Annotated in this window: 28 protein-coding genes; 13 read left to right on the top strand and 15 right to left on the bottom strand. The window is 70.9% G+C overall.

Going from position 1 to position 25,520, the window contains the following annotated elements; genetic code table 11:
• Positions 1 to 18 precede the first annotated feature (18 nt).
• The 3 genes from bagB to BM204_RS04935 are packed head-to-tail and all read right to left on the bottom strand — an operon-like array spanning position 19 to position 3,027.
• Positions 19 to 1,221, bottom strand: coding sequence for an ArsA family ATPase (gene bagB, locus BM204_RS04945; RefSeq protein WP_091110918.1), 1,203 nt, complete (start codon positions 1,219 to 1,221; stop codon positions 19 to 21).
• Positions 1,218 to 2,231 (bottom strand): ATPase BagA, encoded by a 1,014-nt coding sequence (bagA, locus tag BM204_RS04940; RefSeq protein ID WP_091110916.1) that lies wholly within the window; start codon positions 2,229 to 2,231, stop codon positions 1,218 to 1,220. The genes bagB and bagA overlap by 4 nt, the downstream gene beginning before the upstream one ends.
• Positions 2,232 to 2,241: 10 nt before the next feature.
• Positions 2,242 to 3,027 (bottom strand): IclR family transcriptional regulator, encoded by a 786-nt coding sequence (locus BM204_RS04935; RefSeq protein ID WP_218031290.1) that lies wholly within the window; start codon positions 3,025 to 3,027, stop codon positions 2,242 to 2,244.
• A 102-nt stretch (positions 3,028 to 3,129) separates the two neighbouring features.
• Between BM204_RS04935 and BM204_RS04930 the strand changes: the two genes are divergently transcribed.
• Entirely contained in the window at positions 3,130 to 3,915 is a 786-nt protein-coding gene (locus BM204_RS04930) for a CoA transferase subunit A (RefSeq protein ID WP_091110913.1), read from the top strand.
• Between the two features lies 1 nt (position 3,916).
• Complete coding sequence (locus tag BM204_RS04925) at positions 3,917 to 4,549, top strand: 3-oxoacid CoA-transferase subunit B (RefSeq protein WP_091110912.1); 633 nt, start codon at positions 3,917 to 3,919, stop codon at positions 4,547 to 4,549.
• An 881-nt stretch (positions 4,550 to 5,430) separates the two neighbouring features.
• Here the strand turns inward: BM204_RS04925 and BM204_RS04920 are convergent.
• Together BM204_RS04920 and BM204_RS04915 are read right to left on the bottom strand one after the other, a co-directional pair.
• Complete coding sequence (locus BM204_RS04920; protein WP_091110910.1) at positions 5,431 to 6,030, bottom strand: nucleotidyltransferase domain-containing protein; 600 nt, start codon at positions 6,028 to 6,030, stop codon at positions 5,431 to 5,433.
• A gap of 9 nt (positions 6,031 to 6,039) precedes the next feature.
• Complete coding sequence (locus BM204_RS04915; RefSeq protein ID WP_091110908.1) at positions 6,040 to 6,372, bottom strand: TfoX/Sxy family protein; 333 nt, start codon at positions 6,370 to 6,372, stop codon at positions 6,040 to 6,042.
• A gap of 35 nt (positions 6,373 to 6,407) precedes the next feature.
• Here BM204_RS04915 and BM204_RS04910 point away from each other — a divergent pair, with 35 nt between their 5' ends.
• From BM204_RS04910 to BM204_RS04885, 6 genes are all read left to right on the top strand, one after another.
• Positions 6,408 to 7,145: an SDR family oxidoreductase gene (locus tag BM204_RS04910; protein ID WP_091110906.1), complete on the top strand. Its 738-nt coding sequence runs from the start codon at positions 6,408 to 6,410 to the stop codon at positions 7,143 to 7,145.
• Positions 7,146 to 7,192: 47 nt separating this feature from the next.
• Complete coding sequence (locus BM204_RS04905) at positions 7,193 to 8,506, top strand: Nramp family divalent metal transporter (protein ID WP_091110905.1); 1,314 nt, start codon at positions 7,193 to 7,195, stop codon at positions 8,504 to 8,506.
• 51 nt (positions 8,507 to 8,557) lie between these two features.
• The gene (gene sp36 / locus BM204_RS04900) at positions 8,558 to 8,713 is read left to right on the top strand and encodes a Sp36 family protein (protein ID WP_091110903.1); all 156 of its coding nucleotides are present in this window, start codon (positions 8,558 to 8,560) and stop codon (positions 8,711 to 8,713) included.
• Positions 8,710 to 9,183: a RidA family protein gene (locus BM204_RS04895; RefSeq protein ID WP_091110901.1), complete on the top strand. Its 474-nt coding sequence runs from the start codon at positions 8,710 to 8,712 to the stop codon at positions 9,181 to 9,183. The genes sp36 and BM204_RS04895 overlap by 4 nt, the downstream gene beginning before the upstream one ends.
• Before the next feature lie 3 nt (positions 9,184 to 9,186).
• Complete coding sequence (locus BM204_RS04890; protein ID WP_091110900.1) at positions 9,187 to 10,056, top strand: NUDIX hydrolase; 870 nt, start codon at positions 9,187 to 9,189, stop codon at positions 10,054 to 10,056.
• Positions 10,057 to 10,127: 71 nt separating this feature from the next.
• Positions 10,128 to 10,874, top strand: a complete 747-nt coding sequence (locus BM204_RS04885; protein ID WP_091111232.1) for an MBL fold metallo-hydrolase — start codon at positions 10,128 to 10,130, stop codon at positions 10,872 to 10,874.
• Between the two features lie 7 nt (positions 10,875 to 10,881).
• Here the strand turns inward: BM204_RS04885 and BM204_RS04880 are convergent, their stop codons facing one another.
• The 5 genes from BM204_RS04880 to BM204_RS04860 form a co-directional block, all read right to left on the bottom strand.
• Positions 10,882 to 11,661, bottom strand: coding sequence for a hypothetical protein (locus BM204_RS04880; RefSeq protein ID WP_143099655.1), 780 nt, complete (start codon positions 11,659 to 11,661; stop codon positions 10,882 to 10,884).
• Positions 11,645 to 12,793: a hypothetical protein gene (locus BM204_RS04875; RefSeq protein ID WP_091110896.1), complete on the bottom strand. Its 1,149-nt coding sequence runs from the start codon at positions 12,791 to 12,793 to the stop codon at positions 11,645 to 11,647. The genes BM204_RS04880 and BM204_RS04875 overlap by 17 nt, the downstream gene beginning before the upstream one ends.
• Positions 12,790 to 13,113 (bottom strand): hypothetical protein, encoded by a 324-nt coding sequence (locus BM204_RS04870; protein ID WP_091110894.1) that lies wholly within the window; start codon positions 13,111 to 13,113, stop codon positions 12,790 to 12,792. The genes BM204_RS04875 and BM204_RS04870 overlap by 4 nt, the downstream gene beginning before the upstream one ends.
• A 10-nt stretch (positions 13,114 to 13,123) precedes the next feature.
• Positions 13,124 to 13,366 carry an SAV_915 family protein gene (locus BM204_RS04865; protein WP_218031289.1) on the bottom strand — a complete coding sequence of 81 codons (243 nt, stop codon included), beginning with the start codon at positions 13,364 to 13,366 and terminating at the stop codon, positions 13,124 to 13,126.
• Positions 13,367 to 13,480: 114 nt separating this feature from the next.
• Positions 13,481 to 14,158: a Crp/Fnr family transcriptional regulator gene (locus BM204_RS04860; RefSeq protein ID WP_091110890.1), complete on the bottom strand. Its 678-nt coding sequence runs from the start codon at positions 14,156 to 14,158 to the stop codon at positions 13,481 to 13,483.
• Positions 14,159 to 14,310: 152 nt separating this feature from the next.
• Between BM204_RS04860 and nth the strand changes: the two genes are divergently transcribed.
• Genes nth through BM204_RS04840 form a run of 4 tightly spaced genes read left to right on the top strand, consistent with a single transcriptional unit; the run spans position 14,311 to position 17,394 of the window.
• Positions 14,311 to 15,015, top strand: coding sequence for an endonuclease III (nth, locus tag BM204_RS04855; RefSeq protein WP_246166387.1), 705 nt, complete (start codon positions 14,311 to 14,313; stop codon positions 15,013 to 15,015).
• The gene (locus tag BM204_RS04850) at positions 15,012 to 15,524 is read left to right on the top strand and encodes a TlpA family protein disulfide reductase (RefSeq protein ID WP_170259229.1); all 513 of its coding nucleotides are present in this window, start codon (positions 15,012 to 15,014) and stop codon (positions 15,522 to 15,524) included. Before nth ends, BM204_RS04850 begins: the two co-directional genes overlap by 4 nt.
• Positions 15,521 to 16,222 (top strand): NUDIX hydrolase, encoded by a 702-nt coding sequence (locus tag BM204_RS04845; RefSeq protein WP_246166384.1) that lies wholly within the window; start codon positions 15,521 to 15,523, stop codon positions 16,220 to 16,222. Before BM204_RS04850 ends, BM204_RS04845 begins: the two co-directional genes overlap by 4 nt.
• The gene (locus BM204_RS04840; protein ID WP_091110887.1) at positions 16,219 to 17,394 is read left to right on the top strand and encodes a MarP family serine protease; all 1,176 of its coding nucleotides are present in this window, start codon (positions 16,219 to 16,221) and stop codon (positions 17,392 to 17,394) included. Before BM204_RS04845 ends, BM204_RS04840 begins: the two co-directional genes overlap by 4 nt.
• Positions 17,395 to 17,555: 161 nt before the next feature.
• On the opposite strand, the gene BM204_RS04835 is transcribed toward BM204_RS04840, so the two are convergent.
• From BM204_RS04835 to BM204_RS04815, 5 genes are all read right to left on the bottom strand, one after another.
• Entirely contained in the window at positions 17,556 to 17,972 is a 417-nt protein-coding gene (locus BM204_RS04835) for a phage holin family protein (protein ID WP_091110886.1), read from the bottom strand.
• A 64-nt stretch (positions 17,973 to 18,036) separates the two neighbouring features.
• On the bottom strand, positions 18,037 to 19,362 hold the full coding sequence (nhaA, locus tag BM204_RS04830) for a Na+/H+ antiporter NhaA (RefSeq protein ID WP_218031288.1): 1,326 nt from the start codon (positions 19,360 to 19,362) through the stop codon (positions 18,037 to 18,039).
• 161 nt (positions 19,363 to 19,523) lie between these two features.
• Complete coding sequence (gene acs / locus BM204_RS04825) at positions 19,524 to 21,503, bottom strand: acetate--CoA ligase (protein ID WP_091111227.1); 1,980 nt, start codon at positions 21,501 to 21,503, stop codon at positions 19,524 to 19,526.
• A 181-nt stretch (positions 21,504 to 21,684) separates the two neighbouring features.
• Positions 21,685 to 23,310 carry a monocarboxylic acid transporter gene (locus BM204_RS04820; protein WP_091110882.1) on the bottom strand — a complete coding sequence of 542 codons (1,626 nt, stop codon included), beginning with the start codon at positions 23,308 to 23,310 and terminating at the stop codon, positions 21,685 to 21,687.
• Position 23,311: 1 nt separating this feature from the next.
• The gene (locus tag BM204_RS04815; protein WP_091110881.1) at positions 23,312 to 23,677 is read right to left on the bottom strand and encodes a DUF485 domain-containing protein; all 366 of its coding nucleotides are present in this window, start codon (positions 23,675 to 23,677) and stop codon (positions 23,312 to 23,314) included.
• Between the two features lie 267 nt (positions 23,678 to 23,944).
• Between BM204_RS04815 and BM204_RS04810 the strand changes: the two genes are divergently transcribed.
• A complete protein-coding gene (locus BM204_RS04810; protein WP_246166382.1) occupies positions 23,945 to 25,519 on the top strand; it encodes an MFS transporter in 1,575 nt (524 codons plus the stop codon).
• The last annotated feature ends 1 nt before the right edge of the window (position 25,520 follow it).

Below are 25,520 nucleotides of genomic sequence, written 5' to 3'. Positions count from 1 at the left end.
CCGTCCGGGAGGGAGGGTTCAGGCGTTGTTCTGCGTCCGGCCACCGGCGAGGAGCAGCCCGACGCGCCGCAGCCCGGCGAGGTCGTGCACGTCCCCGGCCAGCGCCGGGACGACAGCCGTGGCCACCTGGGGGTGCGTGGTCGCGAACCGACCCCGCAGCCTCGCCTCCCGCTCGACCATGCGCATCTGGTCGGCGTGCAGCCTCAGCAGGCCCGCCGTGAGCGACGTCGGGTCCTCGCGACGCAGCCGCTCGGCCGCGGTCATCGACTCGTCGGCGGAGAGGTCGCCCGAGGGTGCCGGGCTGGCCCGGTTGACGATCAGTCCCGCCAGCGGCATCCGGTCCTCGCTGAGCCGCTCGACGAAGTAGGCCGCCTCGCGCAGCGCGTCCGGCTCGGGCGCGGCCACGACGAGGAACGCCGTACCCTCGTGCTGGAGCAGGGCGTAGGTCTTCTGGGCCCGCTGGCGGAAGCCGCCGAAGACGGTGTCGAGCGCAGCCACGAAGGTCTGTAGGTCGCCGAGGACCTGGCCGCCGAGGATCCTGGTGAGCGCGTTGGTGATGATCCCTAAGCCGGCCGTCATCAGCCTGGCCGGACCGCGGGCCGGGGCCAGCATCAGCCGGATGAACCGGCCGTCGAGGAAGCTGGAGAGGCGCTCGGGTGCGTCGAGGAAGTCCAGCGCCGAGCGCGAGGGCGGGGTGTCGACGACGATCAGGTCGTAGGTGCCGTCCTCGCCGGACTGGGCGTGGATCTGGCCGAGCTTCTCCATCGCCATGTATTCCTGGGTGCCCGCGAACGAGCTGGAGAGCGCGATGTAGAAGGGGTTCTCAAGGATCTGCTTGGCCTTCTCGGGGCTGGCCTGGCTCTCGACCACCTCGTCGAAGGTGCGCTTCATGTCGAGCATCATCGCGTCCAGCGTGCCGCCGGCCGCGTGGTCGACATCGGCCACGGGCCGCGGGGTGTTGTCGAGGGCCTCGATCCCCATGGCCTGCGCGAGGCGCCGTGCCGGGTCGATGGTCAGCACGACGACCTTGCGACCGCGCTCGGCGGCGCGGAGGCCCAGGGCGGCCGACGTCGTGGTCTTGCCGACGCCGCCGGAGCCGCAGCACACGATGATCCGCGTGGACGGGTCGTCGATGAGGGCGTCGACGTCGAGCGTGAGCGGCAGGGTGCCGGGAGTGCTCGCGGCACCGCTGGGCCCCACGCGGGTGCGTGCCTTCGTCATGCCATCCCCTGCTCTCGGAGGCTCGCGGCCAGCTCGTAGAGGGCGCCGAGGTCGACACCTTGCGGCAGGCGCGGCAGCTCGTAGGTCGGGACGCCGAGGTCGGCGACCAGCGTGCGCTGGGAGTCCTCGAGCGCCCGGCGCTCGGCATGGTCGCGGGCCTCGGCGAGCAGGCCGTCGACGATCGCCCGCTCGTGCCGCATGCCAGCCACCGTGAGGTCTGCGGTGACCCGGTCACGGTCGATCGAGCCGCTGCGGGCGTCGGCGAGGTCGTCGGCCGCCAGGTCCTGCGGCCGGATCAGGTTGACGACCACGCCACCGACGGGCAGGTGCACCGCCCGCAGCTCCGCGATCCCGTCCGAGGTCTCCTGCACCGGCATCTCCTCCAGCACGGTCACCAGGTGCACGGCGGTCCGCGGCGAGCGGAAGAGCGTCATCATCGTGTCGGACTGCGCCTTGATCGGCCCGACCTTGGCCAGCCCAGCCAGCTCGTTGCTGACGTTGAGGAACTGCACGATCCGGCCGGTCGGCGGGGCGTCGAGCACGACGGCGTCGTAGTGGATGGCGCCCTTGTTGCGGCTGTTGCGCTCGACCGCCTCGAAGAGCTTGCCGGTGAGCAGCACGTCGCGGACGCCGGGGGCGATGGTCGTGGCGAACTCGATGACGCCGAAGCGGTCGAGGGCCCGACCGGCGCGACCGAGCTTGTAGTAGAGCGAGAGGTACTCCAGGAGGGCTGACTCGGGGTCGATGTGGAGGGCGTGCACGACTCCGGGAGTGCCGTCCTCGGCAGGGAGGCCGGTGGTGAGGCGTCGCTCCTCGGGGGGCAACGGGTCGACGTCGAACATCCGGGCGATGCCCTGGCGGCCCTCGACCTCGCAGAGCAGCACGTTCTTGCCGCGCGTGGCCAGCGCCAGCGCCAGCGCCGCCGCGACCGTGGACTTCCCGGTGCCGCCCTTGCCCGTGACGACGTGGAGACGGACCTGGGGCCAGTCTCCGGTCCGCTTCTCGCTCACGATGCGAAGACTAGGGCGTGAGGCCTGAGGCGGGGCGGGGACGGCGCAAGGAGCGGGACAGCTCGTGGGCCTCGTGGAGCAGGAGGGTGCCCAGCTCGCGGCGGCGGGCCTCGTCGAAGCGGCGCTCGATGCCGGTCAGGGTGAGCGCCCAGGCCGGCCGGTCGTCCGCGTCGAAGACCGCCGCGCCCATGCCCCAGCTTCCCTCGACGATGAGCCCCGGGTTGAGCGCCCAGCCGCTGGCACGGGTCTGGTCCACGCGGCGTCGTACGGCGTCGGGCGCGTGCTGCTCGCCGTGAGCCGGCGCGAGGTCGACCCGTCCTAGGAAGTCGTCGATCTCGGGATCGGGGAGGAAGGCGAGGACGGCCATGCCGGCAGACGCGACGCCGAGCGGGAAGCGGATGCCCTCGACGAGCACGTGCGAGCGGATCGGGAAGCTGCCGTCCTCCCGGAGCAGGCAGATGGTCTCGTCGCCGCGACGCGCGGAGAAGAAGGCGCTCTCACCGGTGGCGACGGCCAGGCGGCGCACGTGGGGCTGGGCGAGGGCCGTGACGTCGTAGCGCGAGCGGGCCGCGGACCCGAGGAAGAACAGCTCGGGGCCCAGCTGCCACAGGCCGGTGCCGGGGTCGCGATCGACCAGGCCCTCGGCCAGCAACGAGGCCAGGAGCCGGTGGACGGTCGGCCGGGCCAGCCCGGACTGGCGGGCCAGGGTGGAGGTCGTGGCGCCGACCGGCTCATGGGTCGACACGGCGCGCAGGACGGCGCCGACGCGACCGACGACGTCCACAGGGGTGTCCACACAGCGAACGCTACCGTCCATCCGGGACCATTGTGCGACTGATTCCCGTGTGCCGGGTGGTCGTGTGTTGACCGGGACCGTCGCGCTGCGTTGGATCGGGTCATGGACAAGGTGATGAGCTCGGCGGCTGCGGCCGTGGCCGACATCCCCGACGGCGCGACGCTGTCGGTGGGTGGCTTCGGGTTGTGCGGGATCCCCTCGGTGCTGATCGACGCGCTGCTGGTGGCCGGCACGACCGACCTCGAGGCGGTGTCGAACAACTGTGGCGTCGACGACTGGGGCCTGGGGCGGTTGTTGATGGCCAAGCGGATCCGCCGCATGGTGTCGTCGTACGTCGGGGAGAACAAGGAGTTCGCCCGGCAGTACCTCTCCGGGGAGCTCGAGGTCGAGCTGACCCCGCAGGGCACGCTGGCCGAGCGGATGCGTGCCGGTGGGTCGGGCATCCCGGCCTTCTTCACCGCGACCGGCGGTGGCACGCAGGTCGCTGAGGGCGGCATCCCGTGGCGCTACGACGCCGAGGGCAACGTCGTCCTCTCCTCGCCGCCGAAGGAGACGAGGACGTTTCAAGATCGAGATGGCGGAGGGCGTGAGTACGTCCTGGAGGAGGCCATCACGACCGACTTCGGCCTGGTCCGTGCCTGGAAGGGCGACCGGCACGGCAACCTCGTCTTCAAAGACTCCGCCCGCAACTTCAACCCGCTCGCCGCGATGTGCGGGCGGATCACCATCGCCGAGGTCGAGGTGCTCGTCGAGCCGGGCGAGATCGAGCCCGACGACGTCCACACCCCCGGCGTCTACGTGCAGCGCGTGGTCGAGCTGACGCCGGCCCAGGCCGCGGACAAGCGCATCGAGAAGCGGACCGTGCGTCCGCGGTCGGAGGAGAGCTGACATGAGCTGGACACGTGAGGAGATGGCCGCCCGTGCGGCCTCGGAGCTGAGCGACGGCTCCTACGTCAACCTCGGGATCGGGTTGCCGACGCTGGTCCCCAACTACGTCGCCGACGACGTCGAGCTGGTGCTCCAGTCGGAGAACGGTGTGCTGGGGACCGGAGCCTGGCCGATCGACGGCGAGGAGGACCCCGACCTGATCAACGCCGGCAAGGAGACCGTCACCCTGCGCAAGGGCGCCTCGATCTTCGACTCCGCCATGTCGTTCGGGATGATCCGCGGCGGCAAGATCGACGCCGCGATCCTCGGAGCCATGCAGGTCTCGGCCGCCGGAGACATCGCCAACTGGATGATCCCCGGAAAGATGGTCAAGGGGATGGGTGGCGCGATGGACCTGGTCCACGGCGCCAAGCGGGTCATCGTGCTGATGGAGCACGTCGCTCGCGACGGCTCCTACAAGATCGTCGACGAGTGCTCCCTGCCCTACACCGGCCGCGCCGTGGTCCAGCGGATCATCACCGACCTCTGCGTGATCGACGTGCTGCCCGACGGTGGTGGGCTCACGCTCGTCGAGCTCGCCCCCGGGGTCACCGAGGACGAGGTGCGCGAGAAGACTGAGCCGACGCTGGTCTGAGGGCGGCCGTCACCGGGTGTGTCCCTGTTGAGACCGAAGCGCACTCATCTGCTTGTTATGCACGTGCACTCCTCCTACCAAGCGGGGTCTGCTCTCCGGAGGGCGCTGACCTCGTCGTGTATACGCCGCAGCAGCGCCCTGACCTCGTCCCTGTTACCGCCGATTCAACTGTGGAACTCCCAGTCTTCGATGGCTTCCGGACCGCCTATGACCTCGTTGAGCGCGTTGTTCATCCAGACCATCTCATCGCGGGTGAAGTCCATGTGCTGACGTTAGAACGGAACAGCCAGCGGCGTCGCTAAGCGTCTGACGGATCCTGGAGGGACCGGCCACGGCCTTCCGGGTCCGACGTCGATGACCGCGGGGCATAGGGCGCTGAACAGTGCGGTGGATCGCACGTGCCTGGTACGTGCGATCGACCGCACTGTCGAGATCCGTCCGCTTCTGCCGCGCACCGCGCGGTTCGCGACGACCGCGGGTGGTCGAGCTGCGACCGCGACAGGATGCTCGCGCTCGCTCTCGTACAGGGGGCGCAGCGTCGTGGCGATGCAGGCGACCTCCACCCGCCAGGCCGGAGGGCCGGCTGCGTTTCGTCCCACCTGACCCGACAGACCTCGAGGTCGTGGTGGTGACCGCATGTGCGGGCCGCAGCAGCGGTGACCCCCCGTCCGCGAGGAGCAACTCGGGCCCACCGCTGACGCCCTGCCGGGTCAGGTGTTCCAGCATGAGCTCGCTGGACCGGCTCTCGTGGATTGAGGCGGGCACCACCGGCGCGTTGAACGCCGGCTCCAGCAGGTCCACACGTCGTCGGCCAGGTCACGGGGGTACGACATGCCTCGCGCGGTGCCCACGTGGACCGGCCGTGCGTGACGGACACCTAGTCAGAGCTGCCCGAGCCAGGGGTGCCCCGGCGAGGTCAGGGTCAGGGACCGCACGAGCCACGCCCGCTGGTCCGGGTCGAGGACGTGCTTCATCACCCGGAGGTCCGCCTCGTCCTTGGGGCGCGGGGTCTTGCTCTTCTGGAGGAGCTGGATCTCCGGGCTGAGCACGCGCGGGTCGCCCTGGCAGGCGCCTCCGTCGAGCTCGGCGACCGGGCGCCGGATCCTGGCGTCCCGGCGATAGGTCCAGGTCCCGCCCTCCGCGTCGTCGATCATCACCTGTAGCGACCAGGGCGACGCCGGCGTGCGTCGGCACCAGACGTCGTGCACCGCGGCCGGGAGGATCTCGCCCGGACGCCACGGCCGCAGGCTCCCCGGCGGGTCGGCGGCATGGAGGTCCCACCCGACCAGGGCCTCCTGCATCGCCAGCTGGTCGGCGCGGAGGACCAGCACGTCGGTGTCGTCGTGGGGGCGGGTCTGGCGTCCGAGGTGGAGGTCGAGGGCCCAGCCGCCGGCGATCCACCAGGGACGATCGATGGTCCTGAGGAGGTCGGTCACCTCGGACGGCGCCATCGGCTCCCAGGGCCCGAGGTCGGAGGTCATGGGCGGACGCTACTTCGGCGGCAGACCGTGCACGACCGCGACGCCGCGGGCGACCCAGGCCACGAGGGCCTCGTCGGAGGCCACCGCGGCGGGTGCCACCTGGAGCCACGTGCGGGACTCGCGCCCGGCCATCGCCATCGGGGTCACGTGGGGCGGGTCGAGGAGCGCGTCCCGGTCCGGTGCGGTGACCCGAACGAGAAGGCCGCCATGGGCGCTGACGCAGACGGCCAGGTGCCCGCGGACCATGAAGGAGAGCCCGCCGAACGTCAGCTTCTCCTCGACCAGCCCGTGCTGCTGCACGAGCGGCCGGACGCGGGCGGCGAGGTGCTCGTCGTACGGCATGGCTCCATTCTGCGTCCCTGTGCGAGGCTGCGCCGGTGAGGATCGCAGTTGCCGGTGTCACCGGCGTGGTCGGCTCGTACGTCGGGCAGGTGGCGCAGGAGCGCGGCCACGAGGTCGTCGGCCTCGCCCGGTCCCTCGGGGTCGATCTCACCAGCGGCGCCGGTCTGGCCGAGCGCCTGGACGGGGTCGACGCGGTCGTCGACGTCACGAGCACCCCGGCCCAGAGGCGTCGGGATGCCGAGGCGTTCTTCGGCGGTGTCACGCGCCACCTGCTGGCGGCCGAGCAGGATGCGGGGGTCGGGCACCACGTCGCGCTGTCGATCGTCGGCATCGACCGCGTGCCGACCGGCTACTACCAGGGCAAGCTCCTGCAGGAGCAGGTCGTCGCCGCAGGGGCGGTGCCGTGGAGCATCCTGCGCGCCACCCAGTTCCACGAGTTCGCCCAGCAGGCACTGGGGTTCGTGCGCGTCGGGCCGCTTTCGCTCGTGCCGTGCATGCTCAGCCAGCCGATCGCTGCGGTCGAGGTCGCGCACGCGCTCGTCGACCTCGTGGAGGCCGGCCCCGCCGGTCGGGTCGACGACCTCGCCGGACCGGAGGTGCACCAGATCACCGACCTCGCCCGCCGCGTCTCGCAGGCCCGTGGCCTGCGCCGCAGGGTCGTGCCCGTGCGGCTGCCCGGAGCGGCCGGCGCCGCGATGCGTGGGGGCGGCCTGCTCCCGGTCATGGACGCTCCGAGAGGCACCCTGGCCTTCGACACCTGGCTGGCCACCTGAGACCGGAGCGGTGATGATGGCCCGATGGTTCTTCTCGGGACAGTCCATTGACCACCGACCGCACGGCCGACACGACTGACACGACGGCTGGTGAGCGACCGCCGAAGTGGCGGATCGTCGGGCCGGGTCTCGTCGTGGCCGCGACCGGGGTGGGGGCGGCCGACCTCGTGGCGACGCTGGTCGCCGGCGCGAAGTTCGGCTACACGCTGCTGTGGGTCGCGGTGCTGGGCGCCGTCATCAAGGTCGTGCTGGTGGAGGGCGCCGGGCGCTACTCGCTCGCGACCGGCCGCACGATCTTCGAGGGCTGGCGCAGTCTGGGGCGCTGGACCACGTGGTACTTCGCGCCCTACATCGTCATCTGGGGCCTGGTGTACGGCGCCACGGCGATGTCGTCGTCGGCGCTGCCGCTCGTGGCGCTCTTCCCGGACCTCTCGCTGCGGTGGACCGCGATGGCCATCGGCGTCGTCGGGCTGGTGCTGGTGTGGTTCGGCACCTACGCGTCGTTCGAGAAGATCATGGCGCTCCTGGTCGGGGTCATGTTCGTGACCGTGGTCGGCGCGGCCCTGCTCGCGACCCCCAACCTCGGCGAGATCGCCCTGGGCCTGCGCCCGATCTTCCCGGACGACTCGGTCGTCAACGTGCTCGCGATCGCCGGTGGTGTCGGCGGCACGATCACCCTCGCCGCCTACGGCTACTGGCTGCGCGAGAAGGGCTGGAGCACGCCGGCGTTCATGCGGGTGATGCGCATCGACAACGCCGTCGCCTACGTCGTCACGGGCGTCTTCGTCGTGGCGATGCTCGTCGTCGGCGCCGAGCTCTACTACTCCATGGGCATCGCCGCGGAGACCGGCGACCAGGCGCTCGTGCAGCTCTCCGGGATCCTCGACGAGCGCTACGGCGAGGTGTTCGGCAAGGTCTTCCTGCTCGGGTTCTTCGCGTCCTCCTTCTCCTCGCTCATCGGCGTGTGGAGCGGCGTGAGCCTGATGTTCGCCGACTACGTCGGCAACCTGCGCGAGCTGCCGTCGGGTCACCCCGACACGCGCACGGGCGGCCGCTTCTTCCGCGCCTACATGCTGTGGCTGACCTTCCCGCCGATGCTGCTCCTGCTGCTCGACGAGCCGATCGGGCTGATCCTGGCCTACGGCACCCTCGGTGCGCTCTTCATGCCGTTCCTCGCGATCACCCTGCTGGTGCTGCTCAACAAGCGCCGTGAGGGCGCGCTGCCGCACTCCGACGTGCCGGCCGAGTGGCGCAACGGCTGGATCTCCAACGGCCTGCTCGCGCTCTGCGCGGTGCTCTTCCTCGCCCTGGGCATCAACGAGCTCCGCGGCGTGATCAGCGACCTGGTCAACCTCTTCTAGCCGCTCCGGGCCGCGAGGGGTCCGGCGTACGCCCCGAGTAGGGTGCGAGGCATGACGAAATGGGAGTACCTGACCGCGCCGATCCTCACGCACGCGGCCAAGCAGATCCTCGACAACTTCGGGGCCGATGGGTGGGAGCTGGTGCAGATCGCGCCGGGCATGAACCCCGAGAACCTGGTGGGCTACTTCAAGCGGCCCCTCCAGTGACCGACGAGGCGGTCCGGACGCCGGAGCAGCGCCTCGAGGCGATGGGGCTCGCGGTCCCCGAAGTCGCCAAGCCGGTCGCGGTCTACGTGCCGGCCGTCCGCAGCGGCCACCACGTCTTCACGTCGGGCCAGCTGCCGATGCGCCGCGGTGAGCTGATGCTGACCGGCAAGGTCGGCGGCGAGGTGTCGGCCGAGGAGGCCTACGCGTGCGCGCAGCAGTGCGCGCTCAACGCGATCGCCGCTGTGAAGGCCCAGGTCGGCGAGCTCAGCGCGGTCAAGCGGATCGTCAAGGTCGTCGTCTTCGTTGCCTCCACCCCCGACTTCACCGGCCAGCCCCAGGTCGCCAACGGCGCCTCCGAGCTGTTCGGGGAGGTCTTCGGCGAGGCCGGGATCCATGCCCGGTCGGCCGTCGGCGTCTCGGTGCTGCCGCTCGACTCACCGGTCGAGGTCGAGATCCTCGTCGAGGTCTGAGCCGTGAGGATCCCGCTGCCACCGGTGCCGCTGCCCGAAGGCCTGATCGAGGTCGCCCGCGAGTTCGAGGACGGCTCGAAGACGCCGGCCGAGCCGCGCAACGCGGCCACCGTCGTCCTGATGCGTCCCTCGCCCGACGGCCCGGAGGTCTACCTCCTGCGGCGCCAGGTCTCCATGGACTTCGCCGGCGGCATGTGCGTCTTCCCCGGCGGCGGGGTCGACCCTCGCGACTTCGACGCGGCCGTGGCGTGGGCCGGTCCCTCGCCCGCCGAGTGGGCCCGTCGGCTCGGCACCGACGAGGAGACCGCGCGGGCGCTGGTCTGCGCCGCGGTGCGCGAGACCTTCGAGGAGTCCGGGGTGCTCCTGGCCGGAGCCTCGCCGGAGACCGTGGTCGCCGACACCACCGGTGATCAGTGGGAGGCCGACCGGCACGCGCTGGAGTCCCGCGAGCTCGCGATGACCGAGTTCCTCTCCCGTCGCGGGCTGGTGCTGCGCACCGACCTGCTCGGCACCTGGGACGGCTGGCTGACACCGGTCTTCGAGCCCAAGCGCTACCGCACCTGGTTCTTCGTCGCCCTGCTCCCCGAGGGACAGCTGACCCGCGACGTCTCCACCGAGTCGTCCTCGGTCCACTGGGTCCCGGCCCGGCTGGCCGCCGACCAGGCCGACGGCGGGGAGCTGGCGATGATGCCGCCGACGTACCTCACCTGCCTCGAGATCGGCCAGGAGTCGTCGCCGACCGAGGTCCTTGCCGTGGCCGAGGGACGCACGGTCGACATGTTCACCCCGTCGGTCGAGCCGTTGGGTGACGGCTGGACCCTCTCGATGCCCGACCGGATGCGTCCCCTGGTGGCCGATCGGCGTCGTCCGTGAGCGCGGACGGCGCCTGGAACGGCGGGTCCTTCGGGGAGCGGGCGCGCTGCGTGCTCGCGCCCAACCCCAACATGATGACCCTCGACGGCACCAACACCTGGGTGCTGCGTGAGCCGGGCGCGCGACGCTCGGTCGTGATCGACCCCGGTCCCTCGATCGAGTCGCACCTCGGCGCGATCGCTGAGCAGGCCGGCGAGGTCGCCGTCGTGCTCCTCACCCACCACCACCACGACCACGCCGAGGCCGCGCAGGAGTTCGCGGAGCGGATGGGCTGCGGCGTCCGCGCGCTCGACCCCGCCTACCGCCTCGGCTCCGAGGGTCTCGGCGACGGTGACGTCGTCGATGTCGACGGGCTCGAGCTCCGCGTGATCGGTACGCCGGGCCACACGGCCGACTCCCTCTCCTTCTTCCTGCCGGCCGAGGCCGCCGTCCTCACCGGCGACACGGTGCTCGGTCGGGGCACGACCGTGGTCGCCCACCCCGACGGCCGGCTCGGCGCCTACCTCGACTCCCTCGACCGGCTCCACGCGCTGGCCGCGTCCCACGAGGTCGCCTCGATCTGGCCCGGCCACGGCCCCGTCATCGGCGACGCCCTCGGGGTGCTCGACTTCTACATCGCGCACCGCAAGGATCGGCTCGGCCAGGTCGAGGCGGCGGTCGCCACCCTGCGCGACACGCCGCACCCCGAGGGGGTCGCGGTCGACGAGCTGCCGCGCCAGGTGGTCGAGATCGTCTACCAGGACGTCGACCCGGTGCTCTGGGGTGCCGCCGAGCTCTCGGTCCGCGCGCAGCTGGCCTACCTGGCCGAGCGCCGCTGACGGCGCCTCAGCGGCTCGACACCTCGGGCGTGCCACGCGCGATCAGCGACTCGCGGGTGTCCCGACCGCCGACCTGGAGTTCGCGCAGCAGACGCACCAGCGCCGGTCCGTCCGCGAGGAGGCCGGTGCGCAGCTCGATCCCCGGCTCGTGGGGGACGTGGTCGAGCGGGAGCAGCGAGGAGCGGGAGCGCACGTGGTGCGTGGCAGCGCCGGAGGCCGCGCCGATGCGCAAGGCGGCGCGTCGGGTGCCGACGTGGGCCCACTCGACGGTCGTGACGTCGTCCCAGTCAAGATCGACGAGGACCCCGGCCCCCTCGTGACGGAGCTGGTCGACACCGACGAGCAGGGCGGGCCTCCGAGCGGACACCCGGCCGAGCTCGCCTGCCAGCAGCAGCACGGCGGCGGCGATCAGCCCCACGACCACGGCTCCGACCAGCGAGTCGCCACCGACGGCGACGGCGCCGAGGGCCAGGGCGAGGCCGGTGGCCGTCAGGACCGCCACGACCGTGAGCGTGGCGGGACGACCGGGTCCCAGGCGCAGCCGCCAGGCAGGTCGCCCGTCGAGCTCCGCCGTCGACCAGACCCCTGGCTCGCGGACCAGGCTGACGAGCATCATCAGCGACACCGCGCCGGTGAAGAGCGCAACCGCGACCGAGCCCGCGCGGCCCTCCGGTTGGGTGACGGCGCTCCAGGTGGTGGCGGCGCACACCAGGGCGGTGATCGCCGCGGTGAAGAGGCCGACCGGGGTGGAGCGGTGCCAGCGAGGGGGATCAGAAGATGGAGTCAAAGACCTCGCCTGCTCCCTCGGCCAGGCCGCTGACCGTGTCGGCGATCTCGTCGGCTCCGTCGGCGACGGCGCCGCCCCAGTCGCCCAGGGAGTCGGCCCCGGACTCGAAGAGGCTGTCGACCGCCCCGGAGGTGAAGGCGCCGACGACGAGCCCGACGCCCGCGCCGACGACGACACCGGCGGCGGTGCCCACGCCGGGCACGGGGATGAAGGTGCCGACGATCGCGCCCGTCGCGGCGCCGGCAGCGACACCCGAGGCGATCGAGGCCGCGGCCGGGACCGCGTTGGAGGTGATGGCCTGGGCCGGCCCCTCCTCGTCCCAGTCGGAGTGGATGCTGTAGCCGGCGGCCGCCACGTCGAGGACCCACAGCCCGCGGGTCAGGCCGCGCGGCAGCTCCCAGCTCGGGAGGTTGCCGCGGGCTGCCGGGTGGGCGTCGTCGAGACGGTCGGCCTGGTCGAGGAGGTCGTAGAAGCGGGAGGGGTCGGAGATCTGCCCGTCCGGCGTTCGCAAGGCGTCGGCGTGGGCGCGCAGCTCGGCAGCCCGCGTCAGCATCGAGTCGACCTCCGCGGTCAGGATCGGCGTCGTACGACGGATCAGCTCGACCTGGACGCCCGCGGACAGCAGCTGCGCGGCGATGCCGACGTACTGCGAGTCATGGTCGGCCCAGGCGGAGCCGGCCGTGTCGAGCGCGGCCTGCCAGGCTTCCCACGCGGCGGTGGCGTCCTCGACGCACCGGTTCCACACCCGGACCCTGTCGGGGTGCTCCTGCACAGCCGCGTCGGGGTTGCGCACCCAGAACCCGTCCACCACCAGCTCGCCGACACAGGCAGCGACCCGGACGTCGGCCATTGCCTGTTGGGCGGTCCCGAGCGCCGTGGCCAGGGTCTCGACGTCATCCGCGACCTCACCGGTGATCTGGGCGCCGTCGTCGGCCGAGGTGGTCAGGGTGCCGGCTCGCTGGGCGAAGGCACTGCCGGCCTCGCCGTCCCAGTCGCCCTGAGCGGCCGAGCGCTGGGCGGCCACCGCGTCGCTCAGGTCGCCCAGTCCCGGGCGCAGGTCGCGGGTGAGCCAGGTCGCAACGCCACGGATGGTGGCGACACTGCCCTCGATCTCGGTGTCGAGATCGCTCACGGCGTGCCGCCGTCGACCAGGAAGGAGGCCGCGGCCTGGGAGTCTGCGGTCTGGACCGCGACGTTGCAGTCCTCCACGGCAGCCGCCAACCTCGACGACTCGAACGACAGTCGGCCAGCCGCCTCGCTCGCGGCGGCCAGGATCATCAGCAGCAGGGGCTCGGCCTGGCCGGTCCCTCCGGCGGACGGTCTGGTTGACCCGGCGGCGTCGAGATCACCCGCCGCGGTGCCCAGGCGGGCGGCGACCTGGGTGAGGGTCCCCGGGTCCACGACGAGGCTCGAGGGCGCCCCGCCGCCACCGTCCTCGGCGGCGTGGTTCATCCGGTGGCCCTCATCGGACCGGCCTCGGCGGGGTGGGCTCGCGTCGTTCCTCGGGGACGTAGACGTCGGTGCGGACGACGTCGAAGGGGCGCACGTCGTAGAGCCGCTGGAGCTCGTCCGTGGGCAGCCCGAACCACGGCTGCTCCTCGCCGCAGCAGGCGTGCAGGCGGTCTAGCGCGGAGTAGACCAGCAAGGCGCTGCGGCCGTCCTGGGTGGTGCGGTAGAGCGCCTCCGCGCCGGAGGCCTCCTGCACGTGCTCGCGGCACGGGATGTAGAGGAACGGCGGGTAGTCGCGGGGGATGGGACGGATGACGGGCTCCGAGTCAGCGGGTCAACGAGTGCGGTGGCCGCGGGTGCGACCGGGGGATCAGCGGGCGCGACGGGCCAGGCGCTCGACGTCCATGATCACGACCGAGCGGGGCTCGAGGCGCAGCCAGCCGCGCGAGGCGAAGTCGGCGAGCGCCTTGTTGACCGTCTCGCGGGAGGCGCCGACCAGCTGGGCGAGCTCCTCCTGGGTGAGGTCGTGGTGCACGTGGACGCCGTCGTCGGCGGTGCGGCCGAAGCGGTCGGCGAGGTCGAGCAGCGCCTTGGCGACACGGCCGGGGACGTCGGAGAACACCAGGTCGGCGACCACGTCGTTGGCCTTGCGGAGCCGACCGGCGAGCTGCGCGAGGAGGCCGCGCGCCACGACGGGGCGGCCCTCGAGCCAGCGCAGGAGGTCCTCGTGGGACAGCGAGGCGAAGGTGGTGTCGGTGACCGCGGTGACGGTCGCCGAGCGCGGGCCGGGGTCGAAGAGCGAGAGCTCGCCGAACATCTGGCCCGGGCCGAGGATGGCGAGGAGGTTCTCGCGTCCGTCGGACGACGAGCGGCCGAGCTTCACCTTGCCCTCGAGCACGATGTAGAGCTTGTCGCCCGAGTCGCCCTCGTGGAAGAGCACGTCGCCGCGGCGCAGCCGCGTGTCGGTCATCGAAGCCCGCAGTGCGGTGGCGGCCTCGTCGTCGAGAGCGCTGAACAGCGGGCCCTGACGGAGTACGTCGTTGTCCACGGATCCTCCTGGTGTGGTGTCACCGGTGATCCTATCCAGTGGGCGATCTCACAGAGAAACCCAACCCGCCCGAGCGGGGCTCGAGTTTCCGTGCGGGATGTCGACGTGGTCCTGTCAAGGGTGCTGTCCCCGGTGCGCCGTAGGCTGTCGGGGTGCCCGCGACCGAGACCCACACCGGCCTGGTGCGTCGGGCACGCAAGGTCGACCGGATCCTTGCCGAGACCTACCCCGACGCCCGCTGCGAGCTCGACTTCGAGAACCCCTTCGAGCTGCTGGTCGTGACGGTCCTGAGCGCGCAGACCACCGACCGGCGGGTCAACGCGGTCCGGCCCACCCTCTTCGCCGCCTACCCCGGTCCCGAGGCGATGGCCGCCGCCCCGCGGGAGCACCTCGAGCAGATCATCGGCCCGCTCGGCTTCTTCCGGGCCAAGACCGAGTCGCTGCTCAAGCTCAGCGCCGCCCTCGTCGAACGTTACGACGGACACGTGCCGGGGCGTCTCGACGACCTCGTGACGCTGCCGGGCGTCGGTCGCAAGACCGCCAACGTGGTGCTCGGCAACGCGTTCGGCGTGCCCGGCATCACTGTCGACACCCACTTCGGACGGCTCGTGCGGCGCCTGGGCTGGACCGAGGAGACCGACCCCGTCAAGGCCGAGCACGCGGTCGGGGAGCTCTTCGCGAAGCGTGACTGGACGATGCTGAGTCACCACCTCATCTGGCACGGACGGCGCCGCTGCCACGCCAAGAAGCCCGCGTGCGGTGCCTGCCCGCTGGCGCGACTGTGCCCGTCGTACGGCGAGGGCCCGACCGACCCGGTCGCCGCCGCGGCCCTGGTCAAGACCCAGGGGCCCGCGTGAGACGACTCGTCGTGGCGCCCGTCGTGGCGCTCGCCCTCCTCCTGTCCGCCTGCACCGGGGGCGACGACCGTCCGGAGGTGACGACCCTGCCCGAGGTCAGCCTGGCCGGCTTCGACTCCGCCGAGGAGGTCGACCTCGCGATGCTCCAGGGCCCGATGGTCGTCAACCTGTGGGCGTCGTGGTGCGGGCCGTGCGCGCGCGAGATGCCGGTGCTGGCCGACTTCGACGAGCGCTACGGCGACCAGGTCGCACTGCTCGGCATCAACCACCTCGAGACGCGACAGGACAGGGCCGAGGCGCTCGTGGCGAGGAGCGGAGTCACCTACGACCTGCTGGCCGACCCCGAGGGCCTGGTCAGCGACTCGCCGCCGTTCCCGTTCATCCAGGGCCTGCCGTTCATGGCCTTCGTCGACGCTGACGGCACGGTCGTGCACATGGAGTTCGTGGTCATCGAGTCGGTCGACGAGCTCAAGGAGCTCTCCGAGCGCTACCTGGACGTGACCCTGTGAGCGACCTTCCCGAGTGGCTGAGGCCCGTCGAGGAGGGCGCGCGCTCGATCACCGTCCACGAGCTGACCCGCTTCATGCCGCCCGAGGACTCCGAGCCCCGACGCGGTGCGGTGCTGATGCTTTTCGGCGAGACCGAGGCCGGTCCCGACCTGCTGCTGACCGAGCGGGCCCACCACATGCGCTCCCACCCCGGGCAGGTCTCCTTCCCGGGCGGGACGATCGACCCCGGCGAGACCCCCCGCGAGGCCGCGCTGCGCGAGGCGCAGGAGGAGACGGGTCTCGACCCGGCGGGCGTCGACATCTTCGCCGAGCTGCCCGAGCTGTGGCTGCCGCCGAGCAACTTCGCCGTCACCCCGTTGCTGGCGTGGTGGCGAGCGCCCAGCCCGGTCTCGGTGGTCTCCCCCGACGAGGTGCACGCGATCTACCGCGTCCCGCTGCGCGAGCTCGTCGAGCCGACCCACCGGATCAACGTGCGCCACCCCAGCGGGTTCACCGGTCCCGGGTTCATGATCGGTGACGACAAGGACGTGATCCTGTGGGGCTTCACGGCCGGCATCATCTCGCGGCTCTTCGACTTCCTCGGCTGGAACGCCCCCCACGACGACCCGCCGGTGCGCGAGCTCCCGTCCTACATGCTGCAGGGTGAACCCACTCGCCGCGACTTCGCGCCCAACACCCGCTTCGAGGAGCGCCCGTGAACGCCCTCGACTGGCTGCTCGTCGTCCTGGTCCTCGCCTACGCCCTCTCGGGCTACTGGCAGGGCTTCGTCACCGGGGCGTTCGCGACCACCGGCCTGCTGCTCGGCGGCCTGCTCGGCGTCTGGCTCGCACCGATCGCGCTGGGGGACGCCGACCCGTCGCTGATGGTCTCGCTGGGCGCGCTCTTCATCGTGATCCTGGCCGCGTCGCTGGGGCAGGCCGGCTTCCAGTACGCCGGCGCGCGGATCCGTGACCGCATCACCTGGCAGCCCATCCGGGCGATCGACGCGATCGGCGGTGCCGCGCTCAGCGCCCTCGCGGTGCTGATCGTCGCCTGGGCACTCGGCGTCGCGATCTCCGGCTCCCGGATCGGCTCGGTCACCCCGCTGGTCCGTGGCTCCACCATGTTGAAGGCCGTCGACTCCGCCCTGCCCCAGTCGGCCTCGGGTGTGCTCCAGGCCTTCAACGACGTCGTCGGCACGAGCTTCTTCCCGCGCTACCTCGAGCCCTTCGCGCCCGAGCGGATCGTCGAGGTCGGGCCAGGTCCCCAGCGTCTGCTGCGCGACCCGGACGTGCTCGACGCGGAGCCGTCCGTGCTCAAGATCCGCGGCACCAACGACTGCGGGCGTGGTGTCGAGGGCTCCGGCTTCCTCTTCTCCGAGGACCGGTTGATGACCAACGCCCACGTGGTGGCCGGCGTCGACGACCCTGAGATCATCATCGGCGACTCCTCCGTCCCGGCCGAGGTCGTGGAGTACAACCCCGACCTCGACATCGCAGTGCTGGCCTTCGAGAGCGACGACCTGCCGGTGCTCCGCTTCGACCTCGAGGTCGTGGCCGAGGCCGGTGTGGCGATCCTCGGCTATCCCCAGGACGGCCCGTTCGACATCCAGCCCGGGCGCATCCGCTCCGAGCAGCGCCTGCGCTCGCCCAACATCTACGGCGACGGCACGGTCATCCGTGAGGTGTTCTCGCTGCGTGGCCTGGTGCGGCCCGGCAACTCCGGCGGCCCGATCATCACCTCCGCCGGCGATGTCGCCGGCGTGGTGTTCGCGGCTTCGGTGACCGACCCCGAGACCGGCTACGCGTTGACCGCCGACCAGGTGGCCGACTCTGCCGCGATCGGGGTCACCAACACCGAGGCTGAGTCGACCGGAGACTGCGCGGGCTGAGGTCGGCCGTCCGACCCCGTCCGTCGAGACCTGCTGCGGCGGCGTACGGCCTTGGACCTGGCGCGCGAGTCTGTCGCTTGAGGGGTGTTGCACCACCCCTCAAGCGACAAAGTCCCCGGACATCCGGGTACTCATGCAGCCCACGACAGAGAGCGCGGAGGCTAGCTCTTGCCCTTCAGGGCACCAGGGATCCGCTTGCCCTGCCGGATCGCCTTCTCGGGCGCCTTGACCTGCTTGACCTTCTTGATGCCGACGAAGACCAGCAGCCCGGCGATCGCGAGGTAGAACGCGAAGACGATCAGGAATGCCCAGTGCAGCTCGAGGCCGTGGTCGTTCCAGTGGATGAAGTAGGCGAGCGCGACCGAGAGCATGATGATCGCGAGGACCGCGACGAACGCCGCCGCGGCGAACATCGCGACGCCGATGCCGCCGGCGGTGACGCTGACCTTCAGCTCGCTCTTGGCGAGCTCGATCTCCTTGGAGACCAGGGTCGAGATGTCGCGACTGGCGTCGGCGACGAGACGTCCGATGGTGGGATCGCCCTCAGCGGGCGGTGCCTTGACCGGTTCGGTTGCCATGCAGGGTCCTCTGGGCTCGGAGTGTGAGCCCGACCCTACAGAACGACGAGGGGTGGGTGCCCCGTCAGGAGGGGTGAGAGTCGTCGTGCTGGAAGACGTCCGGCACGCCGTCACTGTCCTCGTCGCGCTCCTCGAGCTCGCAGATGCGCCGGTAGACGCGGTTGCGCGCCCGCAGCACGATGGTCGCCAGGAGCGCCGCGGTCAGTGAGCCGACGAGCACCCCGACCTTGACGTGGTCCTCACGCGCGCTGCCCTGACCGAAGGCGAGCTCGCCGATCAGCAGCGAGACGGTGAAACCGATGCCGGCCAGCATCGCCATGCCGGTGACGTCGACCCAGGAGAGCTCGTCGTCGAGGTCGGCGCGGGTGAAGGTCGCCAAGAGCCAGGTGGAGCCCACGATGCCGACGGTCTTGCCCACGACGAGCCCGCAGACGATCCCGAGCGCGACGGGGTCGCGCAGCGAGTCGGCCAGCCCACTGAACCCGCCGACGGTCACCCCGGCGGCGAAGAAGGCGAAGACGGGCACCGCGAAGCCGGCCGAGATGGGCCGGACCAGGTGCTCGAGGTGCTCGGCCAGCCCAGGCTTGTCAGGGTCGGAGTCACGGCGCAGCACAGGCACGGTGAAGGCGAGCAGCACCCCGGCGACGGTGGCGTGCACGCCCGACTCGTGCACCAGCGCCCAGGCGACCAGGGCCAGCGGGACGAGCAGCCAGCCGCTGTGGATCCGCTTCTGCACCAGCAGGCCGAAGAGCCCGATCGGCACGAGCGCGAGCGCGAGGAACGCCAGGTCCAGCTCGTCGGTGTAGAAGATCGCGATGATCGTGATCGCCAGCAGGTCGTCGACGACCGCGAGCGTGAGCAGGAAGGTGCGCAGCCCGCTCGGGAGGTGGGTGCTGATCACGGCCAGGATCGCCACGGCGAAGGCGATGTCGGTCGCGGTCGGGATCGCCCAGCCGCGCAGCCCGCCGTCGCCGCCGAGGTTCCACAGCACGAAGATCAGCGCCGGCGCGGCCATGCCGCCCATGGCCGCGGCGACGGGGACGGCGGCCCGACGCGGGTCTCGCAGGTCGCCGGCGACGAACTCCCGCTTGAGCTCGAGCCCGGCCACGAAGAAGAAGATCGCCAGCAGCCCGTCGGCCGCCCACGTGCCGAGGCTCAGGTCGAGGTGCAACGACTCCGGGCCGACCCGCACGTCGCGGATCGACTCGTAGACGTCGGCCCACGGGGTGTTGGCCCAGACGATCGCGACCGTCGCGCCGATGATGAGCAGCAATCCGCCGGTCGTCTCTGCGCGGAGGATCTCAGAGACCCGGGAGTTCTCCAGGAAGGTGCCGCGCGAGAAGAGGCGGTGGCTCGTCGTACGGCCCGATGGCGACGGCGGGGTGGTCACAGGTGCGGCTCCAGACAATGGGGTCGGTCAGGTCGTTGCCGACCAGACTTCCAGGCGCACCAAAATCAGCCTATCGCGGTCGGGACGAGCGCCCGATTCCCCGAACGAGGCCGAGTCGGCACGATGGTGCATGCAACATCGCGCCGACTCGCCATGGTGGGTCAGTCGGCGGCCTTGCCGGAGGAGACTCCCTTGCTGATCAGGTCCATGACGGCGCCGTCGGCGAGGGTGGTGACGTCGCCGACCTCGCGGTGCTCGGCGACGTCCTTGAGCAGGCGGCGCATGATCTTGCCCGAGCGGGTCTTGGGCAGCTCGGGGACGACCAGGATCTGGCGCGGCTTGGCGATCGCGCCGATCTCCTTCTGCACGTGCTTGCGCAGCTCCTCGACGATGTCGGCGCCACCGTCACCGGCGGAGTCGCGCAGGATCACGAACGCGCAGACCGCCTGGCCGGTGGTCTCGTCGGCCGCACCGACCACGGCCGCCTCGGCGACCTTGGGGTGCGAGACCAGCGCCGACTCGATCTCGGTGGTGGAGAGCCGGTGGCCGGAGACGTTCATGACGTCGTCGACGCGGCCCAGCAGCCAGATGTCGCCGTCGTCGTCCCTCTTGGCCCCGTCGCCGGCGAAGTAGTAGCCCAACTTGCGGAAGCGCGCCCAGTAGGTCTCCTTGAACCGGTCGTCGTCGCCCCACAGGGTGCGGAGCATCGCGGGCCACGGCTCCTTGATCACCAGGTAGCCACCGGAGCCGTTGGGCACAGACTCGCCGTCGTCGTTGACGACGTCGACCTCGATGCCGGGCATCGGGGTCATCGCGGAGCCCGGCTTGCCGGCAGTGACGCCGGGGAGCGGGGAGATCATGATCTGGCCGGTCTCGGTCTGCCACCAGGTGTCGACGATCGGGCAGCGCTCACCGCCGACGACCTCGCGGTACCACATGTAGGCCTCGGGGTTGATGGACTCACCGACCGAGCCGAGGAGGCGCAACGAGGACAGGTCGAAGCCGTCGGGGATCTCGCGGCCCTGCTTCATGAAGGTCCGGATCGCGGTGGGCGCGGTGTAGAAGATGGTCACGCCGTAGTCGGCGATGATCTCCCACCAACGGCCCCGGTGAGGAGCATCGGGGGTGCCTTCGTACATGACCTGGGTCGCGCCGTTGGCGAGCGGGCCGTAGACCATGTAGGAGTGGCCGGTCACCCAGCCCACGTCGGCGGTGCACCAGTAGACATCGGTCTCGGGCTTGAGGTCGAAGACCGCGTTGTGGGTGTAGGACGTGCCGGTGAGGTAGCCGCCCGTGGTGTGCAGGATGCCCTTGGGCTTGCCGGTCGTGCCGGAGGTGTACATGACGTAGAGCGGGTGCTCGGAGTCGAAGAACTCGCAGTCGTGCTCGGCGGAGGCGTTGTCGACGACGTCGTGCCACCAGACGTCGACCGCGTCGTCCCAGCTGACCTCCTGGCCCGTGCGTCGTACGACGAGCACATGCTCGACGTCGAAGCCCTCGCCGGAGGCCTTGGCGCGGGCCTCGTCGACCGCTGGCTTGAGCGCCGAGGCGCTGCCGCGCCGGTAGCCGCCGTCGGAGGTGATGACGACCTTCGCGCCGCAGTCGACCAGCCGGGAGGCCAGCGCGTCGGAGGAGAAGCCGCCGAACACAACCGTGTGGGGGGCGCCGAGGCGGGCGCAGGCCAGCATCGCGACGACGGTCTCGGGGATCATCGGCATGTAGATCGCGACCCGGTCGCCGGCCTTGACCCCCAGGTCGACCAGGGCGTTGGCGGCACGGGAGACCTCGGCCTGGAGGTCGGAGTAGGTGATCGTGCGCTTGTCGTCGGCTGGCTCGCCGACCCAGTGGAAGGCGACCCGGTCGCCGTTGCCTGCCTCCACGTGGCGGTCGACGCAGTTGTAGGCGGCGTTGAGTCGCCCACCGACGAACCACTTCGCGAACGGGGGGTTGTCCCAGTCGAGGACGCGCTCCCAGGTCTGGTCCCAGGACAAGCGCTCGGCGGCCTCGGCCCAGAAGACCTCGCTGTCGCCCGCAGCGGCGTCGTAGGCCTCGGCCGTCACGTTGGCCGAGGCGGCCAGGTCTGCCGGCGGGGCGAACGTGCGCTCCTCGCGGGACAGGTTGGTCAGGGTCTCTTCGCTCACGATGTTCACTCCTGGACGTGCGGGTGGGGTGGCGCTCGCCACACTAGGACGCTTCGACCCAGGGTGCAGGTCGAGGGTTGCTTCGAGGTTGCTGCACTGCGAACGGCGCCTGCCGCGACGATGCCGGGCGGCCCTCCCCCCGGAGGGATCCACCCGACATCGGTTCAGGCGGGCGACGGACTCAGTGGATGATCGCCTTCTCGGAGCCGGCGCCGGTGAGGGCGCGGACCTCGAGCTCGGTGAAGCGTTCCTCGGCCTCGGGCTCGCGACGGCTGATGGTGCCGAGGTAGCCGAAGAGGAAGCCGAGCGGGATCGAGAGGATGCCCGGGTTCTCCAGGGGGAACCAGGAGATGTCGATGCTGGCCGGGAGCAGGCTCTGGTTGACGCCGTCGATGACGCCCTTGCCGGACATGACCGGGCTGAAGAACACCAGCAGCAGCGACGAGGCGAGGCCGCCGTAGATGCTCCACGTCGCACCGCGGGTGTTGAAGCGGCGCCAGAACATGTTGTAGACGATCGCGGGCAGGTTGGCCGACGCCGCGACCGCGAAGGCCAGCGCGACGAGGAACGCGATGTTGAGGTTCTGCGCCGGGATCGCGAGCAGGATGGCGACCAGGCCGATGGTGAACGCGGCGATGCGCGTCACCCGGATCTCCTGCTTCTCGGTGGCCTTGCCCTTCTTGATCACGTTGTTGTAGATGTCGTGTGCCACGGACGCCGACGACGTCAGCGTCAGACCGGCCACGACTGCGAGGATCGTCGCGAACGCGACTGCCGCAATCACCGCCAGCAGGATCGCGCCGCCCGTCGAGCCGGCACCACCTCCGACGGCCTCGGCGAGCAGTGGCGAGGCCAGGTTGCCCTTGCTGGTCGCCACCTCGGCGGCCTTGTCACCCTTGAGCAGCGCCGCGGCACCGAAGCCGAGGACCAGCGTGAAGAGGTAGAAGACACCGATTAGGCCGATCGCCCACAGCACTGACTTCCGGGCGTCGCGCGAGGTCGGCACCGTGTAGAAACGGATCAGGATGTGGGGCAGACCTGCCGTGCCGAGCACCAGGGCGATGCCGAGGCTGATGAAGTCGATCTTGCTGGTCGTCGAGACGCCGTACTTCAGGCCGGGCTCCAGGAACGCCTGGCCCTTGCCGGAGTTGGAGGCTGCGGCGCCGAGCAGGTCGGAGAGGTTGAAGTTGAACTTGGCGAGCACCAGGACCACGATCACCGCGGAGCCGGCCATGAGCAGGACGGCCTTGACGATCTGGACCCAGGTGGTGCCCTTCATGCCACCGACGGTGACGTAGAAGATCATCAGGATGCCGACGCCGAAGATGACGAGGTTCTTGACGGTCTGGCTGTCGACGCCGAGGAGCAGGGCGACGAGCGTGCCGGCGCCGACCATCTGGGCGAGCAGGTAGAAGATCGACACGACGACCGTCGAGGTCGCGGCCGCCATGCGGACCGGTGTCTGCTTCATCCGGTAGGCCAGCTGGTCGGCCATCGTGTAGCGACCCGAGTTGCGCAGCATCTCGGCGACCAGGAGCAGGGCGACGAGCCACGCGACCAGGAAGCCGATGGAGTAGAGGAAGCCGTCGTAGCCGGACAGCGCGATGGCGCCGGAGATGCCGAGGAACGAGGCAGCCGACATGTAGTCGCCGCCGATGGCCAGGCCGTTCTGGATCGGCGAGAAGGAGCGTCCGCCGGCGTAGAAGCTGTCGCTGCCGGAGTTGTCGCGGCTGGCCCAGAAGGTGATGCCGATGGTCAGGGCGACGACCGACATGAACAGGGTCGTGGTGAGGACTTGGTGATCCATGTCAGCGGCCCTTCGCGTTCAGGCCGGCTTCGTAGCGGTCGTTGAGGTCGCGAGCCAGCGGGTCGAGCTTGCTCGTCGAGAAGCGGCTGTAGACCCAGGCCAGCAGGAACGTCGTCACGAACTGCAGCAGCCCGAAGACCAGGGCGACGTTGATGTTGCCGAAGAGCTGGTGGTTCATGAACCCCGTCGCCCAGTTCGACATGAGGACGTAGAGCAGGTACCAGGCCAGGAAGGCCACGGTCGCTGGGAAGACGAACCCGCGGTAGAGCCGGCGCAGCTCCACGAACTCGGGGGTCACCGCCAGCTCGGCGTAGAGCGGATCGTGCGGTTCGGACTGGGTGTGAGCGGTGTGGACGTCGGACGTCACGGTGGGCCCCTTTCACGCGGGATGTGATCGTCGTCACCGTAAGAGGGTGAGTCGGGTCGCGTGGAGGGGTGTGCGCCGCCCCTGCGGCCAGCGGGAGCGGCGTTGCGCCGAGCGGTCGCCGCCGTACGACGAACGGTCGCGGCTGTGGGGTCGTGAGGACTGTGAGGCCGTGAGGACAAGTTGACCTCTCGGGTGTGCTCGTCCGCGGGCCGGCGAAACCTGCGCTGCCTTTGATGAGCGCATCCCGACGTTCCCAGGAGCCCTCACATGACCATGACCAGCACCCCGCCGGCCGAGCAGGCCACGGCGGCACCTCAGCGCAGGACCGGTCGGTGGATCGACGACTGGCGCCCTGAGGAGCCCGAGTTCTGGGCCGAGACCGGCCAGACGGTGGCCCGGCGCAACCTGGTGTGGTCGATCTTCGCCGAGCACCTCGGCTTCTCGGTCTGGCTGATCTGGAGCGTCTCGTCGGCGTTCCTCCTGGCCCAGGGCTTCGAGTTCACCGCGCAGCAGCTGTTCCTCCTGGTCGCCATCCCCAACCTGGTCGGCTCGCTGCTGCGGGTGCCCTACACCCTGGCGGTCGGCAGCTTCGGCGGTCGCAACTGGACGATGGTGAGCGCCGCGCTGCTCCTGGTGCCGACGCTCGGCTTCGCGGTCGCGGTGACCAACCCCGCGACGCCGTACTGGGCCTTCTGCATCATCGCGGCCACTGCCGGCTTCGGTGGCGGCAACTTCGCCAGCTCGATGGCCAACATCAACTTCTTCTACCCGGCGGCGAAGAAGGGCGCGGCGCTCGGCCTCAACGCCGCCGGCGGCAACCTCGGCGTCGCGCTGATCCAGTTCTTCCTGCCGGTCATCGTCGGCGGCGCCGGCATCTTCGGCCTGGTCAAGGCGAGCGAGGGCGGCATCCACCTCGAGCGCGCTGCCTGGATCTACGCCGGTCTGGCGGTCGTCGCGACCGCGGCGGCGTACTTCCTGATGGACAACCTCGGCACCGCCAAGGCCGACGCCCGGTCGCAGCTCGCGGTGCTGAAGAGCAAGCAGACCTGGGTCATGTCCTTGCTCTACATCGGCACCTTCGGCTCCTTCATCGGCTACTCCGCGGCGATGCCGCTGCTGATCAAGCTCAACTTCTGGCGCCAGCCGGTCCCCTCGATCCCGGGCATCGGCATCAACTTCGTCTTCTACGCCTTCCTCGGCGCGCTGGTCGGCTCGATGGCCCGCCCGCTCGGCGGCTGGCTCGCCGACAAGTACGGCGGCGCGCGGATCACCCTGGTCGCCTTCGGCGGCATGATCGCCGCCACCCTCGGCGTCCTCCACACGGTCAGCCTGCTCCAGCCGGTGCCGCCGCCGCCGGCTCCCGAGGTTCTCGCGCAGATCGCGGCCGACCCGGCGTCGTTCGACTACCCGCCGGCCGTGCTCGACGCGGTCAACGCCAACTCGGAGATCTTCCCGTTCTTCCTCGGCATCTTCCTGCTGGTCTTCGCCTTCAGCGGGATCGGCAACGGCTCGACCTACAAGATGATCCCGGCGATCTTCAAGACCGAGGCCGACCGCATCGGCGTGGACGGCAGCCCCGAGCGCAGGCACGCGGTGCTCAACGCCACCAAGCGGGCTTCCGCCGCGATCGGCATCATCGGAGCGGTCGGGGCGATCGGCGGCTTCCTGATCCCGATCACGTTCGGCTCGCCCTGGGTGAGCGACCCGATCGACGCCACCAAGGTCGCCTTCGTCATCTTCACCGCCTTCTACGTGGTCTGCGCGCTCGTCACCTGGACGGTCTACCTCCGCACGCCGGCCGAGGACCAGGCCGCGACCAGCTATGCCGGGGTCGGGATCTGAG

The organism is Nocardioides psychrotolerans (assembly GCF_900113685.1).
In the GTDB taxonomy this organism is placed as follows: domain Bacteria; phylum Actinomycetota; class Actinomycetes; order Propionibacteriales; family Nocardioidaceae; genus Nocardioides; species Nocardioides psychrotolerans.
This window is presented reverse-complemented; position numbering and strand designations above follow the sequence as displayed.